General features: G+C 69.5%; 18 protein-coding genes. 10 read left to right on the top strand and 8 right to left on the bottom strand.

All coding sequences use genetic code 11. From position 1 onward, the window contains the following. Nucleotides 1–86: 86 nt before the first annotated feature. The gene (locus tag VF522_RS15710; protein WP_330909231.1) at nt 87–1,016 is read right to left on the bottom strand and encodes a Tim44 domain-containing protein; all 930 of its coding nucleotides are present in this window, start codon (nt 1,014–1,016) and stop codon (nt 87–89) included. Between the two features lie 360 nt (nt 1,017–1,376). Between VF522_RS15710 and VF522_RS15705 the strand changes: the two genes are divergently transcribed. Genes VF522_RS15705 through VF522_RS15690 form a run of 4 tightly spaced genes read left to right on the top strand, consistent with a single transcriptional unit; the run spans nt 1,377 to nt 3,426 of the window. Continuing rightward, a complete protein-coding gene (locus VF522_RS15705) occupies nt 1,377–1,829 on the top strand; it encodes a hypothetical protein (protein WP_330909230.1) in 453 nt (150 codons plus the stop codon). A 19-nt stretch (nt 1,830–1,848) separates the two neighbouring features. Continuing rightward, on the top strand, nt 1,849–2,346 hold the full coding sequence (locus VF522_RS15700; protein WP_330909229.1) for a hypothetical protein: 498 nt from the start codon (nt 1,849–1,851) through the stop codon (nt 2,344–2,346). Between the two features lie 53 nt (nt 2,347–2,399). After that, nucleotides 2,400–2,675 carry a KTSC domain-containing protein gene (locus VF522_RS15695; RefSeq protein ID WP_330909228.1) on the top strand — a complete coding sequence of 92 codons (276 nt, stop codon included), beginning with the start codon at nt 2,400–2,402 and terminating at the stop codon, nt 2,673–2,675. A 13-nt stretch (nt 2,676–2,688) separates the two neighbouring features. Continuing rightward, nucleotides 2,689–3,426, top strand: coding sequence for a PIG-L family deacetylase (locus VF522_RS15690; RefSeq protein WP_330909227.1), 738 nt, complete (start codon nt 2,689–2,691; stop codon nt 3,424–3,426). A 97-nt stretch (nt 3,427–3,523) separates the two neighbouring features. Here VF522_RS15690 and VF522_RS15685 read toward each other — a convergent pair whose 3' ends face one another. From VF522_RS15685 to VF522_RS15655, 7 genes are all read right to left on the bottom strand, one after another. After that, entirely contained in the window at nt 3,524–4,417 is an 894-nt protein-coding gene (locus tag VF522_RS15685; RefSeq protein ID WP_330909226.1) for a dienelactone hydrolase family protein, read from the bottom strand. A gap of 90 nt (nt 4,418–4,507) precedes the next feature. Continuing rightward, nucleotides 4,508–5,449 (bottom strand): D-2-hydroxyacid dehydrogenase, encoded by a 942-nt coding sequence (locus VF522_RS15680; RefSeq protein WP_414709540.1) that lies wholly within the window; start codon nt 5,447–5,449, stop codon nt 4,508–4,510. Between the two features lie 29 nt (nt 5,450–5,478). Beyond that, nucleotides 5,479–6,450: a tripartite tricarboxylate transporter substrate binding protein gene (locus VF522_RS15675; RefSeq protein WP_330909224.1), complete on the bottom strand. Its 972-nt coding sequence runs from the start codon at nt 6,448–6,450 to the stop codon at nt 5,479–5,481. Between the two features lie 64 nt (nt 6,451–6,514). Beyond that, on the bottom strand, nt 6,515–7,294 hold the full coding sequence (locus VF522_RS15670) for a class II aldolase/adducin family protein (RefSeq protein WP_330909223.1): 780 nt from the start codon (nt 7,292–7,294) through the stop codon (nt 6,515–6,517). Between the two features lie 16 nt (nt 7,295–7,310). Next, on the bottom strand, nt 7,311–8,459 hold the full coding sequence (tcuB, locus tag VF522_RS15665; protein WP_330909222.1) for a tricarballylate utilization 4Fe-4S protein TcuB: 1,149 nt from the start codon (nt 8,457–8,459) through the stop codon (nt 7,311–7,313). Next, on the bottom strand, nt 8,446–9,849 hold the full coding sequence (gene tcuA, locus VF522_RS15660; RefSeq protein ID WP_330909221.1) for an FAD-dependent tricarballylate dehydrogenase TcuA: 1,404 nt from the start codon (nt 9,847–9,849) through the stop codon (nt 8,446–8,448). Before tcuA ends, tcuB begins: the two co-directional genes overlap by 14 nt. A 59-nt stretch (nt 9,850–9,908) precedes the next feature. Further along, complete coding sequence (locus VF522_RS15655; RefSeq protein WP_330909220.1) at nt 9,909–10,841, bottom strand: LysR family transcriptional regulator; 933 nt, start codon at nt 10,839–10,841, stop codon at nt 9,909–9,911. A gap of 123 nt (nt 10,842–10,964) precedes the next feature. Between VF522_RS15655 and VF522_RS15650 the strand changes: the two genes are divergently transcribed. Genes VF522_RS15650 through VF522_RS15625 form a run of 6 tightly spaced genes read left to right on the top strand, consistent with a single transcriptional unit; the run spans nt 10,965 to nt 17,665 of the window. Further along, complete coding sequence (locus tag VF522_RS15650; RefSeq protein ID WP_330909219.1) at nt 10,965–12,485, top strand: ABC transporter substrate-binding protein; 1,521 nt, start codon at nt 10,965–10,967, stop codon at nt 12,483–12,485. 16 nt (nt 12,486–12,501) lie between these two features. Further along, a complete protein-coding gene (locus VF522_RS15645; protein WP_330909218.1) occupies nt 12,502–13,419 on the top strand; it encodes an ABC transporter permease in 918 nt (305 codons plus the stop codon). Continuing rightward, nucleotides 13,419–14,324, top strand: a complete 906-nt coding sequence (locus tag VF522_RS15640; protein WP_330909217.1) for an ABC transporter permease — start codon at nt 13,419–13,421, stop codon at nt 14,322–14,324. Before VF522_RS15645 ends, VF522_RS15640 begins: the two co-directional genes overlap by 1 nt. Beyond that, on the top strand, nt 14,311–15,306 hold the full coding sequence (locus VF522_RS15635) for an ABC transporter ATP-binding protein (protein WP_330909216.1): 996 nt from the start codon (nt 14,311–14,313) through the stop codon (nt 15,304–15,306). Before VF522_RS15640 ends, VF522_RS15635 begins: the two co-directional genes overlap by 14 nt. Further along, a complete protein-coding gene (locus tag VF522_RS15630; RefSeq protein ID WP_330909215.1) occupies nt 15,303–16,271 on the top strand; it encodes an oligopeptide/dipeptide ABC transporter ATP-binding protein in 969 nt (322 codons plus the stop codon). Before VF522_RS15635 ends, VF522_RS15630 begins: the two co-directional genes overlap by 4 nt. Further along, nucleotides 16,268–17,665, top strand: coding sequence for a M20 family metallopeptidase (locus VF522_RS15625; RefSeq protein WP_330909214.1), 1,398 nt, complete (start codon nt 16,268–16,270; stop codon nt 17,663–17,665). Before VF522_RS15630 ends, VF522_RS15625 begins: the two co-directional genes overlap by 4 nt. Nucleotides 17,666–17,686: the final 21 nt, after the last annotated feature.

Genomic DNA, 17,686 nt, shown 5'->3' with positions numbered 1-17,686 from the left:
ATTTGTGAGAAGGATCCGGCTTTGCCGGGCCTTCTCACACATGCTGAACAACTCTGAAAAATCACTTGTGATTTTTCAGAGTTAATTTACGCGCCGTTCTGCTGGATGCCGGCGACGAGCCAGCCGCCGAAGCCGGTGCGCGGCTTCACCAGGTGCCAGGTTTCGTCGAGGTCCTCGGGCACGGCGCCGTGCTGGTCGCGCACGCTGCCGGTGAAGCGCACGCTGACCACGTAGCGATCGGCTTCCTCGGCGACGTCGAGCACTTGTGCGTTCAGGCCGAACACTTCGGTCTGCTGCGTGGCGCCGCCGCGCTCCTGCACTTCCTCGCGCGCGAGTTCGAACAGCTCGGGCGTGACGTAGTCGCGCAGGCGCTGCAGGTCGGCGGCGTCGTTGGCGGATTGCAGGCCCATGAACTGGTCGCGCGCGTTGCGCTCGAAAGCCGCGACGTCGAAACCGGCGGGGATGGTGCCCGTGGACGCGACGGGAGCCGTGCCGCCGCCCAGACGCGAGCCGATCAGCGATCCGCCTTGCTGCGGTTGCGGCACCTCGTTCGTGCGGAAGGCCGCGGGGGCACCCGCTCCTGCGCCGGCACCGGCGAGCGCCGGGCCTTGTCCTTGCGACTGCGCGCGCTTGCGCAGGAAGAAGCCGATCACGGCCAGCACCGCGAACGCGACGAGGGCGATCGTGAGCATGTTGGCGAGCGCCTCGCCGAAGCCGAAGTGCGACGCCAGCGCCGCGATGCCGAGGCCGGCGGCGATGCCGGCCACCGGGCCCATCCAGCTGCGCTTGGGCGCGGCGGCGGCGGCGCCCGGGGCTGCCGCGGCGGCGGTGCTGCCCGCGGCGGGGGCGGTGGTCGCCGGCGAGCCGGGCGTGGCGGTGGGCGAAGCGGGCGCCGTCACGTTCTGGCGCTGCATGCCGCTGGACTTGCCGCCGCCGAGGCGTTTGGCTTCGGCATCGAGCGCGAGCGTCGAACCGAGGGTGAGGACGATGGCCATCAAGGCTACGGCTTTCTTCATCAGGGTCTCCTGTGGGATGAATGCGAGCCGCGACGATAGCCGCGGATGCCCTAGGGAAAAAGCAGAGGATACCTGTGCTTTGACTCAGGTGAAACCGAAGTTCCGCGCCGTGATGCCGTTGGCGCCGTAGGCACATGGTGGGCAAGCGAGCTTGCCCACCCTACACAAGAGCGAAGCAAGAGCGAAGCAAGAGCGAAGGGCGGCCATGGCCGAGCCCCGATGCACACAACCGCGAACAACTGCACAAACCCCTGTCGGAAGCCCGCCACAAGCCCGTGCGCGTTCGGGAACCTGCGTATACCCTGCAAAAAAGACGAAGGGGTGGAGATGGGTAGCGCTCGCCAAGGTGCGCTCTGGGGGATGGTGCTCGCGGTCCTGCTGCCGGCCATGGTGCCGGCGCAGGCCGCCGAGCCCTACGCGGCCGATGCACAGGCCTGCGACGCGGCGGGCAGCGCCGAAGCCTGCGCGCGCGCCGGCGACTTCCTCTGGCACCACAACGGCACGAAGAACCTCGCGCGCTGCCTCGAATCGGGCGAGGAACTGTGCGTGCGTCCGGCGGAGACCCGCGTCACGGCCATTCGCCGCATCGACCGGGCCGCCTACAAATTCCACGACAAGGCCTGCGCCGGCGACAACGCGGAATCGTGCAATCGCGCGGGCGTGTTCCACGCGGTGCAGTACGGCGGCGCGGGCGACGAAGACACCGCGGCCCGGGAGGCGCGCGATGCCGAACTGCGTTTCGCCAAGGCCTGCAAGCTCGGATCGCAGGAGGGTTGCCGCAACGTGGGGTCGACCCGGCCGCTCAAGAGGTAAGCCGTACAGGAAGGACGCCATGGACACCACGACCCACCGCTACGCTCCCCCGCGCGCCGAGGTGAAGGACATCCCGGACTTCTCCGACACGGTGGCCGTGCCCAGGCTGTGGAATCCCGGCGCGGCGGCCGGCTGGAGCCTGCTGTTCACGCCGGTGTTCGGCGCGGCCCTGCACATGCGCAACTGGAAGGTGATGGGCGAGCCTGCGAAAGCCAGGGCGTCGTTCGTGTGGATGGTGGCCTCGCTCGCCGCGATGGTCCTCGTCGGCCTGGGCAGCGTGCTGCTGCCCGACTCGCGCGAGCTCGACCGGGTCACGAACCTGGTCGGCACGGCGCTGGTGGCCGCCTGGTACTTCGCCAGCGGCCAAGCGCAGCAGAAGGCCGTGAAGGAGCGCTACGGCACCGGCTACATGCGCAAGGGCTGGGGCAAGCCGCTGGGCGTCGCGGTGCTCGCGTGCATCGCGTACCTGCTGGCCGTGTTCGTGGTCGCTTTCGTCATCGGCTACTTCGAAGCGTAGCAGCGCGGCGTAAACTCACCCGGGCGTGCGCGCCGCGCCGCCAGGAGTCCGCCATGCCCAGCAAGCAATTCAACAGCGGCCGCATCCGCAAGGCGGATTACGACGCGGCCTCGCACCAGCTCGACCTGCACTGGGACGACGGCAAGGTGCTCGCGTACAAGCATGTGCCCGAAGAGGTGTACCGGCGCCTGTGCAGCGCGCCGAACCCCACCACCTACTGGGAAGACCGCATCGCGGAGGAATATCCCAAGGGCTTGCCCAGATCCACGGGAGCGTCCACGGGCAAGCCGAAGGACCTGGGCGACCTGTTCGGCGATCCGCTGGAGTAGCCGGCTTGCCCCCATGATGGCGCTGCCCGAGTCCTTGTTTCCCCCGGGTCCGCGACCGCTGCAGCTGCGCGCGCTCGCGTGGCCGCGGCCCTTGCAGGTGCTGGTGCTGGCGCCGCACCCGGACGACTTCGACGCGATCGGGTCCACGCTGCGCCATCTTCATCTTCGAGGACACGTGCTGCACGTCGCCGTGCTCACGACCGGGTCGAACGGCGTGGAGGATGGCTTCCAGGGTGCGGTCGATGCGGCGGGCAAGGCGGCGTTGCGCGAAGGCGAGCAGGCCGCGAGCTGCGCCTTCTTCGGGCTGCCGCCCGAGCGGCTGCATTTCCTGCGCCTGTGGGGCGAGGGCGCGGAAAGCGACGACGCGCCGCTCGAGGCATGGATCGCGTCGCGTCCCGCCGACCTGCTGTTCCTGCCGCACGGCAACGACGGCAACCGCACGCATCGCCGCACCTTCGAGACCGTGCGCCGGATCGCGCAGCAGCAGCGCCTGCAGGCCTGGGCCTGCCTCAACCAGGATGCCAAGACGGTGGACATGCGCGTCGACCTGGTCCATGCCTTCGGAGAAGAGGAAGCGCGATGGAAGGGCGGGCTGCTGCGCTTGCATCGCTCGCAGCAGGAACGCAACCTGCGCACGCGCGGCAGCGGCTTCGATGCGCGGGTGCTGGAGGTGAACCGCAAGGCCGCGCGGGCGATGGATTGCGCGCAGCCGTATGCGGAGGTGTTCGAGTTGGTCAGGCTGGGCGCGTAGGAATTCTCGATGGTGGGCAAGCGGAGCTTGCCCACCCTACGGGAACGTCGTGGCCTCTGGTAGGGTGGGCAAGCTTGCTTGCCCACCATCGCCCTTCTCAGGCCAGGTTCGACTTGAAGAACGCGATCGTGCGGTCCCACGCCTGCTTCGCGGCGGCGGCGTCGTAACGCGGGGTCGTGTCGTTGTTGAAGCCGTGCTGCGTGCCGGCGTACTGGTACATCGTGTGGCGCACGCCCGCGGCCTTCAGCGCCGCTTCGTAAGCCGGCCACGCGGCGTTGATGCGCTCGTCGACGCCCGCCAGCTGCACCAGCAGCGGCGCCTTCACCTTGGCCGCCTCTTCCGGCGCCGGCGTGTTGCCGTAGAAGGGCACGCCCGCATTGAGGTCCGGCAGCTGCGTGGCCAGCCAGTGCACGACGCCGCCGCCGTAGCAGAAGCCCACCGCGCCCATCTTGCCGTTGCCGTCGTTGCGCGCGCGCAGCCACGCCACCGAGGCGAGGAAGTCCTGCCGCGTCCTGGCCTGGTCCAGCGTGGCGAAGGCGGCGCGCGCCTTGTCCTCGTCGCCGGGATAGCCGCCCAGCGGCGTCAGCGCATCGGGCGCGAAGGCCATGAAGCCGTCGAGCGCGAGGCGGCGCGTGATGTCCTCGATGTGCGGATTGAGGCCGCGGTTCTCGTGGATCACGAGCACCGCCGGCAGGCGGTTCGTTCCCGCGCCCGCCGGACGCGCGAGATAGCCGCGGATGGTGCCATTGCCGTTGGGAGAGGGCACCGTGATCCATTCGGTCTTCAGGCGGCTGTCGTCCGGCTTCACCTGCTGGCCCGCGGCGAAGTTGGGACTCAGGGCCGCGAGCAGTCCCGCGGCCGTCACGCCGGCCTTGGCGAAGCGCTGCGCCCGGTCGAGGAATCCGCGCCGGTCCACGTCGCCGTGCACGTATGCGTCGAAGAGGATCAGCAGTTCCTGGTCGAAATCCTGGGCGGTGAGGCGAGGGGGCATGACGGCTCCGTCGGGGGTTGGGGACCGCAGCTTAGCGAAGAATGCGGATTCCTGCCGGAGGCGTGGGTGCCGGGTCAAGCCCGGCATGACCTAGTCTCCCCGCAACCACCGCTCCAGGTTCCCCAGGAACATCCGCGCCACCCGCTCCTCGTTCCCATCCGAGAACCCGGCGCTGTGTGGCGTGGCGATCACGTTCGGCAACGCCCACAGCGGCGAATTTTCCGGCAGCGGCTCCTGCGCGAACACGTCGAGGTAGGCGCCGGCGATGCGCCGCGCCTGCAAGGCTTCGATCAGCGCGGGTTCGTCGATCACCTCGCCGCGCGAGACGTTGACCAGGCCCGCATGCGCCGGTAGCAGCGCAAGTTCCTCGCGGCCGACCAGGCCGCGGGTCTCGTCGTTCAGCGGGCAGGCCAGCACCAGGAAATCCGCCGAGGGCAGCACTTCGCGCAGGCGCGTGTGCGGCACGGCGGCGATGCCTTCGCCGATGGCGCCGGCGCTGCGGCGCACCACCACCAGCTGCAATCCGATCGCGCGCAGCAGCCGTCCCAGCTCGCGTGCCACGGGACCCCAGCCGACGATCACCGCCGTCTGCCCCTGCAGGTCGCGCGGCAGGCCGCTCGCGATCAGCGGCGCCCAGCGATGCTCGCGTTGCGCCGCGATCAGCCCGGGCCAGTGCCGCGCGAGCGCCAGCAACCCGAGCAAGGCCGTCTGCGCCACCACCGGCGCATTGGCGGCCGACGAGGTGGAGATCGCCACGCCGCGTCCGCGCAGCTCCAGGTACACCGGCCGGTCGGTGCCCGCGGAGTGGATGTGCACCCACTGCAGCCGGGTGGCCGCGCGCAGCACGTCGTACATGCGCTGCGTCGCCGGCAGGATCTGGTGCTTGGTGGAAAGGCCCGTGACGTCGCGCGAGACGAAGGCGATGTCGGCCTGCGCCGCATCGGCGTCGTCCGGCGTGACGATGCGATGCGGTCGCGCGCCGAACAGCCGCGCGATCTCGCCCGAGAGCTTGCCGGCCGCCGCGCCCGACATCAGCAGGCGGACCGGCTCCTGCGCGGCGTTCAAGTGGCGGTGGCGCCGGACTCACGCACGACGACGCGCCACTTCTCGTATTCCTTCATCACGAACTGGCGGAACTGCTCCGGCGTGCCGCCGACGGGGTCCGCGCCTTCCTTGATCATCTGGTCGCCCAGCGAGGGCAGCACCTCGTTCACCGCCTTGTTCAGCGTGGCGACCACGTTGTCCGGCGTGCCCTTGGGCGCGAAGAAGCCGAACCAGGAACCTGCCTCGAAGCCGGGGAAGCCGCGCTCGGCCACGGTCGGCACGTCGGGCATGGAACGCGAACGCTTCGCGCTGCTCACCGCGATGGCGCGCAGGCCGCCGGACTGGATGTGCTGGATCACGGAAGGGATCGTCGCGAACATCATCTGCACGCGGCCGGCCAGCAGGTCCTTCAGCGCGTCGGCGCCCTTGTAGGGCACGTGCGTCGCCGTGAAGCCGGCGCGCTTGGCGAGCATGTAGCCCGAGAGGTGCGACGAGGTGCCGACGCCGGTGGAACCGTAGTTCGCCTGCGAGGGGTTGGCCTTGGCCCAGGCGATGAACTCCTCCATCGTCTTCGCGGGCACGGAGGGATGCACGATCAGCACGTTGGGCACGTCGGCGATCTGCACGATCGGCACCAGGTCCGTCAGCGGGTTGACGTTCAGCCTGGTGTAGAGCGTCGGATTGACCGCGATCGGGCCGACCGAGTTGACGATCAGCGTGTAGCCGTCGGGCGCCGAGCGCGCCGCCATCTCGGTGCCGATGTTGCCGCCCGCGCCCGGCTTGTTGTCGATCACGAAGGGCTGCCTGAGCTTCTCCGCGAGCTTCTGGCTCTCCGCGCGCGCCAGGATGTCGGTGGTGCCGCCGGCCGTGAAGGCGACGATCACGCGCACGCTGCGCTCGGGCCAGGCGGCCGATTGCGCCCACAGCGCGGGTGCGGCGAAGGCGGCCGCGCCGGCGAGCACCGTGCGGCGGGTGAACAGATCATCCATCTTTGTCTCCTTGTCTTTTGAATTTGTCATTGCGGGCTCGACCCGCAATCCATGCCTTCGACGCTCAGCTCTTGTACCCCGGATCCATCCGGTCCAGCTTCCGCAGCAGCCCCGCCCACTCCATCAGTCCGTAGGGCCGCCGCGTTCCCGGCTGGTAGTTGTTCCAGGTCTCTTCCAGCACCTCCTGCGGCACGGGGCGCAGCTTCGTGTTGCACGACATCGCCGCGATCTGCGAGCGGCAGGACAGCTCCAGCCGGTGCGTCCAGTTGAAGCACTCGCCCGGCGTGCGGCCCACCACCAGCGCGCCGTGGTTGCGCAGGATCACCGCCTCGCCCTGGCCCAGGTCGCGCACCAGCGATGCCTTCTCCGAGTCGTTCAGCACCACGCCTTCGTACTCGTGGTAGCCGATCTTGAGGAAGCGCATCGCCGTCTGCGTGATCGGCAGCAACCCGCAGTCGAGCGCCGACACCGCCATCGACGCCCAGCTGTGCGTGTGGATCACGCAGCCGACTTCGGGCCGCGCCTCGTGCACCGCGCTGTGGATCACGTAGCCGGCCTTGTTGATGCCGTAGTCCAGCGAGCCGAAATCGGGCTTGGACAGGATGTTGCCCGCGAGGTCCACCTTGATCAGGCTGGAGGCGGTGATCTCCTCGTACATCATCCCGTACGGGTTGATCAGGAAGGACTCCTCGCCGGGCACGCGCACCGAGATGTGGTTGGCCATCATGTCGGACATGCCGTAGAGGTCCACCAGCCGGTAGCAGGCGGCGCAGTCGATGCGCGCCTGCCATTCCTCGGGCGAGCAGCGCTCCTTCATCGACGGGATCTTCAGTGCTTCGCTCATCGCAAGTCTCCTCGAATCAATCCGCGCCGAGTTGCAGCCGGTTCGGCTGGCGGCGTTCCACCTGGTATTTCAGCAGCGCCGCGGTACGGTACACCGCATGCGCGAACTTGCCGTAGGGCAAGGTCAGGAACAGCGCCAGCACCGCGCCGAGGTGGATCGCCAGCAGCAGCGCCATCGCGCCGGTGTCGCGCCAGGCGAGCAGCGCCAGGCCGGTGAGGCCGGTGGCGAACAGCAGCACGATGAAGGCGCGGTCCATCGGGCGTTGGCGCGGATCGCCGTGCAGCGGATGGCGGCGCAGGTTGAGCCACAGCAGGCCGGCCGGTCCCGCGAGCAGTCCCAGCCCGCCGACGGTGCCGAGCAGCACCGGCAGGCTGGTCACCGGATACGGCGCGGGCTGCCCCAGCACGTAGTGATACAGCGTCGCCACGCAGGTCGAGGCGAAGCAAAGCAGGAAGCCGTAGAAGGTGAAGTGGTGGAAGCGGCGGCGCCACAAGGTGAAGCGGTCGTTCGCGTCGTTGCAGCCGTCGCCGTGCCCGCCATCGAGGTAGGTGAGGGCCAGCACGTTCTTCGCGGCGGCGGCGGCAGCCGGTGCACCGACGGCGCCCGGCGACTGTCCGCGCCAGAAGCGCGCTGCCCCGATTCCCAGCGCCAGCATCGCGAACAGGAAGGCCGCGCCGAACATCGCCACCAGCAGGTTGTGCGGGAACACCGCGTAGAAGTTGCCCGCGAGCGGTTCGTGCATCAGCGAGCCGCGCAGCGCCAGCACCAGCACGAGGAACAGCGCGAGCCCTCCGGCCGTGGCGAGCGCCACCACCAGCCCGTTGTTGCGATACGCCGCTCCGAAAGCCCGCGGCCAGGCGTAGTCCGCATAGGTTTCCTGCCGCACCTGCGCCATCGCGCGCGGCACGTTGACCGCGAACTCGTGCGGCGGCGCGTACTGGCAGGCATGCAGGCAGGCGCCGCAGTTGTGGCAGAGATTGGCGAGGTAGTGCACGTCGCCCGCGCCGAATTCCAGTCGGCGCGTCATCGCCGGGAACACCGCGCAGAAGGTCTCGCAGTAGCGGCAGGCATTGCAGATCTGCATCTGCCGCGCGACTTCGGCCACGGCCGTTTCGCCGTTGGCGAGCGCGGCCGCCTCGCGGGTGAGGGCGTCAAGCGACTGCATGCGCGGCCTCCTTCAGCGCGGCGCGCGCCGCCTCGGTGCCGGCGATGCGGCCGAAGGCCGTGCCGATGCTCATGCCGACGCCGGCCGTGTAGCCCTTGCCCAGCACGTTGCCCGCCATCATCTCGCCGGCCACGAACAGGTTGTCGCTGGGCGCGCCGCCGAAGTACACGCGCGCCTGCGCGTCGGTCTTGAGGCCCAGGTAGGTGAAGGTGATGCCGGGACGCAGCGCATAGCCGTAGTAGGGCGCGGTGTCGATCGGCCGCGCCCAGTGGGTCTTGGGCGGGGTGAGGCCTTCGGTGTGGCAGTCGTCCAGCACGGTGTGGTCGAAGGTGCCCACGCGGCAGGCGGCGTTGTAGTCCTGCAGGGTCTGCATGAAGCGGTGTTCGTCGAGGCCCAGCGCGCGCGCCAGGCCGGGGAGGGTGTCGGCTTTCACGCCGGGAAAGACGGGCGGCATGAAGCGGCCGATCGCCTTGCTGTCGATGATGCAGTAGCCGATCTGGCCGGCCTGCAGCGCCACGAGCCGGCCCCAGATGGCATAGCGCTTGGGCCAGAAGTCCTCGCCCTCGTCGTAGAAGCGCACCGCGTCGCGGTTGACCATCACGCCCAGCGAGACGGCGTCGACCCGCGTGACGATGCCGCCGTCGTACAGCGGCGCGCGGGCGTCGATCGCCACGCAATGCGCCTGCGTCGGGTCGCCGATGATGTCGGCGCCCTGGTCCGTCATGTGCCTGATCAGCACGCCCTGGTTGAAGCGCGTGCCGCGGATCAGGAAATTGTCGGCCGGCCATTCGCCGCGCTCGTTCTGCCCCCAGGCCTCGCGCAGCCACTCGCGGTTCGATTCGAAGCCGCCGGAGGCGAGCACGCAGGACTTCGCCTCGATGCGCTCGCCGTTGACCCAGGCGGCGACGAAGCGGCCGCCGCGCAGTTCGAGGCGGTCCACCGGCGCGTCGTAGCGGATGTCCACGCCCAGGTTCTCGGCGCTGCGGTAGTAGGCGTTGACCAGCGCCTTGCCGCCGCCCATGAAGAAGGCGTTGGTGCGCGACAGGTGCAGCGTGCCGGCCAGCGAGGGCTGGAAGCGCACGCCGTGCTTGCGCATCCACGGGCGGCAGGTGGACGAAGCCCGGATCACGAGGCGCGCCAGCTGTTCGTCGGTATTGCCGCCGGTGACCTTCAGCAGGTCCTGCCAGAACTCCTCTTCCGGGTAGGCGTCCGACAGCACGTCCTGCGGCGCGTCGTGCATGCAGCGCAGGTTGCGGGTGTGTTGGGAGTTGCCGCCGCGCCATTCGCGCGGCGAGGCTTCGAGCAGCAGCACGCGGGCACCGCCTTCGCGGGCCATCAGTGCGGCGCAGAGGGCGGCGTTGCCGCCGCCGATCACCAGGACATCATGCATCGGAGCGGACTGTAGACCGCCTTGCCTTCTCGAACCAGCAGGGAAGCCTGAGACCGCTATCAGTTTTCGTGATAGCGGGCGCCGGCCCAGGCGCCGCTGCGCACCAGCTCGCGGACGCAGTCGACCAGGGTCACGCGCACCGCGCGGGCGGCCGGCGAGAGCTCCTCGTCCGACACGCTGCACAGCGAATTGAGCCGGCGCAAGCGCGCATCGCCCAGCTCCGCCACGTCGAACACCTCCTTCGCATCGGCGAAGCGCGCCAGCGCCGCCCGCGGCTGGATGGTGCAGCCGAGGCCGGCGCGCACGGCGTCCATCAGCATGGCCAGCGAGTCGATCTCCATCGGCAGCAGGCGCTTGAGCCGCCCGCTGGAGATCGCCGTGTCCAGCGTGCTGCGCAGGCCGTGCGTGCCGCTGGGCAGGATCAGCGGCAGGTCCTTGATGTCGGCCAGCTTCACCTTGGCGGGCAGCGGCTTGCGCGCATGGCCGCGCGCCTGGATCAGGAACAGCTTCTCCTCCACCAGCGGCGTCACGCTCCAGCGGCGGCCGGGATCGGTGTCGAACAGCACCGCCAGATCGAGCTGGCGCGCATTGAGCATGCCGGAGAGATGGCCCGAAAGGCTTTCGACCAGGTGCAGCCGCACCTCGGGATAGCGCTCGTGCACGGCGAGCATCAGGGGCAGGCCGAGGATCGACGCCGTGGTCGGCGCCAGGCCGATGCTCACGCTGCCGGAAAGGCGCGATTGCTGCGCGGCGCGGGCGGCTTCATCGGCGTGCCGCAGCGCGAGCTGCGCCTGGCGGAAGAAGGCGAGGCCGGCCTCGGTGGGCGTCACGCCCTTGGAACTGCGTTGCAGCAGGCGGGTGGACAGTTCGCCTTCCAGCCGCGCGATCTGCTGGCTCAGCGCCGATTGCACGACCTCCAGGTCCACCGCGGCGCGGCTCATGCTGCCCGATTCGACGACGCGCACGAAGTAGCGCAGCTGGCGAAGTTCCATGCGGGGGAGGGTACACGACGCCCGGATGAGGCCTTTCGCACGACCTAGGGTAAGCATGCAAACGATTCGGCGGCCCTTTTGGATATCGTTTTGCCTCAGTCCAGACTGGAGCAGGAACCGTCCATGAGTGGTATTTCGAAACTCGCCGCCGCAGCGCTGGCCGCCGCCGTCGCCGCCGTCCCGTCCGCGTGGGCCGGCAAGAAGACCGACACGCTGGAAATGGCGTACGACCAGGCGCCGGAAAACGTCGACGTCTACTACAACAACGTCCGCATCGGCGTGATCCTGGGCCAGACCGTGTGGGACACGCTGCTCTATCGCGACCCCGTCAGCCACGAATACAAGGGCCAGCTGGCCAGAAGCTGGAAGCAGGTCGACGACCGCACGCTCGAATTCGAGCTGCGCCAGGGCGTCAAATTCCACAATGGCGAGGACTTCGACGCCGACTCGGTGGTGAACACGCTCACCTTCGTCGCCGACCCGGCCAACAAGGCGGTGACGCAGCAGAACGTCCAATGGATCCAGCGCGTCGAGAAAATCGACAGGTACAAGGTGCGCGTGGTCAGCAAGGAGCCGTTCCCGGCCGCCAAGGACTACCTGGCCACCACGCTGCCCATCTACCCGGCCAGGTACTACAAGGAAGCCGGCCCCAAGGGCATGAACGCCAGGCCGGTCGGCTCGGGCCCGTACAAGGTCGTGGAGAACGTGCCGGGCAAGTCGATCACGCTGGAGAAGTTCGACGGCTACTTCAAGGAGTCGCCGCGCCCGCAGGCGAAGATCGGCAAGGTCCGCATCCGCTTCATCCCGGATCGCCAGACCCAGATGGCCGAAGTGCTCTCCGGCGGCGAGGACTTCATCATGCACGTGCCGAAGGACCAGGCCGAGAAGCTGCAGACCGTCCCCCACCTGCAGGTGCTCAGCGGCAATACCATGCGCATCGTGTTCCTGCAGATGAACACGCGCGACGCCACCCCGGCACCGCAGCTGAAGGATCCCCGCGTGCGCAAGGCGATCGCGTACGCGATCGACCGCAACGCCATCATCAAGAACATCGTGGGCGCCGGCGCGGAGCCCCTGTACACCATCTGCACGCCGTCGCAGGTGGGCTGCACGCACGAGGGCGCGCCCGTCTACAAGTACGACCCCGCACAGGCGAAGAAGCTGCTGGCCGAGGCCGGCTACCCGAACGGCTTCGAGCTTCCCATCCACGCCTACCGCGAGCGCGACCAGACCGAGGCGATCATCAATTACCTGCAGGCCGTCGGCATCAAGGCGAAGCTGAATTTCATGCAGTACGCCGCGATGCGCGACCAGGGGCGCGCCAACAAGGCGGCCCTGATCCACTGGACCTGGGGCTCCAACCTGGTCAACGACACGTCCGCGTCCACGCCCGTGTATTTCGGCGGCGGCGCCGACGACTCCACGCACGACCCGAAGGTGAAGGAGCTCCTGGACAAGGGCGACCACACCGTGGACGAAAAGGCACGCAAGGAGTACTACCGCCAGGCGCTGGGCCTCATCGCCGAGAACGCCTACGCGGTGCCCCTGTGGTCGCTGCCGGTGTACTACGTGGCCAGCAAGGAGCTGAACTTCAGGGCCTACTCCGACGAGGTGCCGCGCTTCTGGGAGATGAGCTGGAAGTGACGCGGGGGGAAGACTGATGCTTGCGTACATCGGCAAGCGCCTCGGCCTTGCCGTGCTGGTGGCGCTGACGGTCTCGTTCATCGCCTACCTGCTGGTCTTCGTGTCGGGCGATCCCGCCCTGGCGCTGGCCGGCGAGGGCGCGCGGGCCGCCGACGTGGAGATGATCCGGCACCAGTACGGCTTCGACCGGCCGGTCGCCGTGCAGTACGCCGACTGGCTGCAGAAGCTGCTGCGCGGCGACTTCGGCACCTCGGTGTACTTCAAGACCGAGGTGGCGCCGCTCGTTGCTTCCAAGCTCGCGACCACCCTGGTGCTCGGTGCGGCGGCGCTCGCCGTGGCGCTGCTGATCTCGGTGCCGCTCGGCGTGCTGGCGGCGCTGTGGCGCCACAGCTGGGTCGACCGCCTGTGCCTCGGCGTGGCGGTGCTGGGCCAGGCCCTCCCCAATTTCTTCTTCGCGCTGCTGCTGATGATGCTGTTTTCGATCGCGTGGCGCGTGCTGCCGGTGTCGGGCAGCGGCACCTGGCAGCACTTCGTGATGCCGGCGCTGGCGCTCGGCTACTACGCGGCGCCCGCCTTCATGCGGCTGATCCGCGCCGGCATGATCGAGGTGCTGGATGCCGACTACATCCGCACCGCGCGCGCCAAGGGCCTGCCGGCCGGCACGGTTGTCTTCAAGCATGCGCTGCGCAACGCCATCGTGCCCGTGGTGGCGCTCGCCGCCGTGCAGCTCGGCTTCCTGCTGGGAGGCTCCGTGGTCATCGAGACGATCTTCGCGCTCGACGGCCTCGGCTACCTGGCCTACCAGAGCATCAGCAACAAGGACTTCCCGGTGATGCAGGTGATCGTGCTGCTGCTGTCGGTGATCTACGTGGTCTTGACGCTCGCCGCCGACGTGGCGAACGCATGGCTCGATCCGCGCATCCGGGTGGCGTGATGTCGGCCCGACTCCCCGCCGAAGCCGCGCTGCCCGAGGTGCAGATCGTCCCGGCCGCGCCGTCGGCGCTGCGCCGTTTCCTCGCGAACCGCGCGCTCGCCATCGGCGGCGCCATCCTGCTCGCGATCGTGGTGCTGGCGATCTTCGCGCCGCTGTTCGCGCCGGCCGACCCTTACGCGCAGGACCTCGCCAACCGCACCGTGCCGCCGGTCTGGTACGCGCAGAGCACCTGGGCGCATCCGCTGGGGACCGACTCGCTCGGACGCGATTACCTTTCGCGGCTGATCTACGGGGGCCGCATCTCGCTGCTGATCGGCGTGAGCGTGGCGCTGATTTCCGGAGCGATCGGCACCACCATGGGCCTGCTGGCCGGCTACTTCGGCGGCCGCACCGACATGCTGGTGTCCTTCGTCGTCACGACGCGGCTGGCCATGCCCGTGATCCTGGTGGCGCTGGCCACCGTCGCCCTGGTCGGCGGCTCGCTGTGGGTGGTGATCCTGGTGCTCGGCCTGTTGAAATGGGACCGCTTCGCGGTGGTGATGCGAAGTGCCACGCAGCAGGTGCGCTCGCTGGAGTACGTGGCCGCGGCGCAGGCCGCCGGCGCATCGACGGCGCGGATCATCTGCGGCGAGGTGCTGCCCAACGTGCTGCCGCACCTGATCGTGGTCGCTTCGCTGGAAGCCGCCAGCGCGATCCTGCTCGAGGCCTCGCTGTCCTTCCTCGGCCTCGGCGTGCAGCCGCCGCTGCCCTCGTGGGGCCTGATGATCTCCGAGGCCAAGAGCTACATGTTCTTCTCCTTCTGGCTGATCGCGATCCCGGGCAGCGCGCTGGCGCTGCTGATCTTCGCGATCAATCTCGCCGGCGACGGCCTGCACCAGGTGTTCATGCCGAATGAGCGCAGCTGATCCGCCCATCGTCCTCGACGTGCAGGGCCTGCACGTGGACATCCGCAATGCCGCCGGCGTGGTGCACCCGGTGCGCGACGTGTCCTTCCAGGTGCGCCGCGGCGAAACCCTCTGCATCGTCGGCGAGTCCGGCTGCGGCAAGTCGATGACCTCGCTGGCCATCATGGACCTGCTGCCGCGCGCTGCCGTGCGGCGTGCGCGGACGCTGGATTTCATGGGCGAGGATCTCGCCCGCGCCGGCACCCGGCGCATCAACGCGTTGCGCGGCGAGCGCATGGCGATGGTGTTCCAGGAGCCGATGACGGCGCTGAACCCGGCCTACACGATCGGCGAGCAGCTGACGGAGCACTACCGGCACCACCGCGGCGCCGGCGCCGCGGAAGCGCGCGAGCGCGCCGTCGAACTGCTGCAGAAGGTGGGCATCGCCTCCGCCGGCGAGCGGCTGGGGCAGTATCCGCACCAGCTGTCCGGCGGCCTGCGCCAGCGCGTGATGATCGCGATGGCGCTGATGTGCGCCCCGGACCTGCTGATCGCCGACGAACCGAGCACGGCGCTCGACGTCACCATCCAGGCCCAGATCCTGCGGCTGCTGGCCGACTTGCAGAAGGATCTCGGCATCGCGATGGTGCTGATCACGCACGACCTGGGGGTCGTCGCGCGCATCGCGGACCGCGTGGCCGTGATGTACGCGGGGCAGGTGGTGGAGGAGGGCACGGCCGCCGAGATCTTCGAGCGGCCGCGGCATCCGTACACGCGCGGGCTCCTCGAATGCATTCCGGTGCCGGGCCGCACGGCGCCGGGCAGCCGGCTCGGCAGCATCCCGGGCGTGGTGCCGTCGCTCGCAGGCGAACTGCGCGGCTGCGCGTTCCGCGAGCGCTGCCCCCATGCGCACGCCGAGTGCGCGCAAGCGATCGAACTGCGCGACTCCGGTGCCGGCCGCCGCTGGCGCTGCGTGATCGAACCGGAGGCGGTGCCGGCATGAGCGCACTCCTCCGGGCCGAGGGCCTGCAGCGGACCTTCACGGTGAACGCCGGCATGTTCCGCCCGCGGCGGCTGCTGCATGCGGTGAACGGCGTCGACATCGGCGTGGAACGCGGCGGCGTGCTGGGCATCGTCGGCGAATCGGGTTGCGGCAAGTCGACGCTCGCGCGCATGCTCCTCGGCCTCACGCGCCCGACGGCGGGCAGCATCTTTCTCGACGGGCAGGACGTCGCGTCCATGGACCGGCGCGCGCTGGCGCGGCGCATCCAGCCGGTGTTCCAGGATCCTTACTCCTCGCTCAATCCGCGCCGCACGGTGGCGTCCATCGTCGCTTTTCCGCTGGAAGTGCACGGCATCGGCACGAAGGCGCAGCGGCGCGCGCAGGCGATCGAGATGCTGGAACGCGTCGGCCTGCCCGCGCGCTACGCCGATCTCACGCCCGGCCAGCTCTCCGGCGGCCAGCGCCAGCGGGTGGCGATCGCGCGGGCGCTGGTGATGAAGCCGGAGATCGTCGTGTGCGACGAGCCGACCTCGGCCCTCGACGTGTCCGTGCAGGCGCAGATCCTCAACCTGCTGCTGGACCTGCGGCAGGAGTTCAACCTCACCTACGTGTTCATCAGCCACAACCTCGCGGTGGTGGACCACATCGCGACGCACGTGGCCGTGATGTACCTGGGCCGGGTGGTGGAATTCGCCGACACGCGCACGCTGTTCGCACGGCCGCGGCACCCGTACACGCAGGCCCTGCTGGCCTCGGTGCTCACGCCCGACACCACGCTGGGCCTCCCCGACACCGGCCTGGGCCTCGCCTTTCCCGATCCTCTGGATCCGCCTGCGGGCTGCGCCTTCCATCCGCGCTGCCCGCGCCGCTTCGAAGGCTGCGACCGCTCCATGCCGCGGCTGTTGCCTGCCGGCGCGGCGCAGGTCGCCTGCCATCTGTTCGTAGACCAGGAAGAAACCCCATGAAGACCCGCGACGCCGCCATCGCCCGTGCCCGCAGCAGCTTCGACGCCGGCGAATTCCGCGAGACGCTTGCGCGCCGCGTCGCGGTGCCGACCGAAAGCCAGAACCCGGAGCGCGGCCCGGCGTTGCGCCAGTACCTGGAACGGGAGGTCGGCCCCGCGTTCGAGGCCATGGGCTTTTCCTGCCGCGTGATCGAACACGCCAGGGCCAAGGCGCCCTTCCTGCTGGCCGAGAGGATCGAAGCGCCCGGCGCGACCACCGTGCTCGGCTACGGACATGGCGACGTGATCCGCGGCCTCGATCGCGAATGGCAGGAGGGCCTGTCGCCGTGGACGCTGACGGAGCGCGAGGGCCGCTGGTACGGCCGCGGCATCGCCGACAACAAGGGCCAGCACAGCATCAACATGGAAGCGATGCGGCACGTGATCGCCACGCGCGGCAAGCTGGGATTCAACGCGAAGTTCCTGGTGGAGATGGGCGAGGAGACCGGCTCGCCGGGCCTGCGCGAGTTCTGCACCGAACACCGCGACGCCCTGAAGGCCGACCTGCTGGTCGCCTCCGACGGCCCGCGCCTGCGCGCCGAGCGTCCGACCGTGTTCCTCGGCTCGCGCGGCAGCATCAACTTCGACCTGACGATCGAGGCGCGCGCCGGCGGCCATCACTCCGGCAACTGGGGCGGCCTGATCTCGAACCCGGGCCTGCAACTGGCGCATGCCATCGCCAGCATCGCCGGGCCCAACGGGCAGATCCGCATCCCGGAATGGGTGCCCTCGGAACTCCCCGCCTCCGTGCGGCGCGTGCTGGCCGACTGCGAAGTGGATGGCGGCGCCGACGGCCCGGAGGTCGAGCCCTGGTGGGGCGAGCCGGGCCTGACGCCCGCCGAGCGCGTGTTCGGCTGGTGCAGCTTCGAGGTGCTGGCGTACAAGACCGGCAATCCCGAGACGCCGGTGAACGCGATTCCGCCGCGCGCCTGGGCACGCTGCCAGCTGCGCTTCGTCGTGGGCGTGGATCCCGAGCGCATCCTGCCGGCGCTGCGCCGCCACCTGGACCGTCACGGCTTCGACAGGGTGCAGATCGCCACGACGCGCGAGACCCTGTTCAACGCGACGCGCATCGATCCGGACGATGCGTGGGTGCAATGGGCGGTGGCTTCGCTCGCGCGTACCACGGGCAAGAAGCCGGCGATCCTGCCGAACCTGGGCGGCTCGCTGCCGAACGACATCTTCACCGACGTGCTCGGCCTTCGCACGATCTGGGTGCCGCACTCCTATGCGGGTTGCTCGCAGCATGCGCCGAACGAGCACCTGCCGCCGGAGTTGTTGCGCGAGGGCCTGGAGGTGATGACGGGGCTGTATTGGGATCTCGGGTCGGGAGACACGCCGGCCGCACAAGGGTGAGTCGACGTCCTCCGATCGATA

Source organism: Ramlibacter sp. (assembly GCF_036383835.1).
Taxonomy (GTDB): domain Bacteria; phylum Pseudomonadota; class Gammaproteobacteria; order Burkholderiales; family Burkholderiaceae_C; genus Ramlibacter.
Note: the sequence above shows the minus strand (reverse complement) of the source record. Positions and strands in the feature narration are given on the sequence as shown.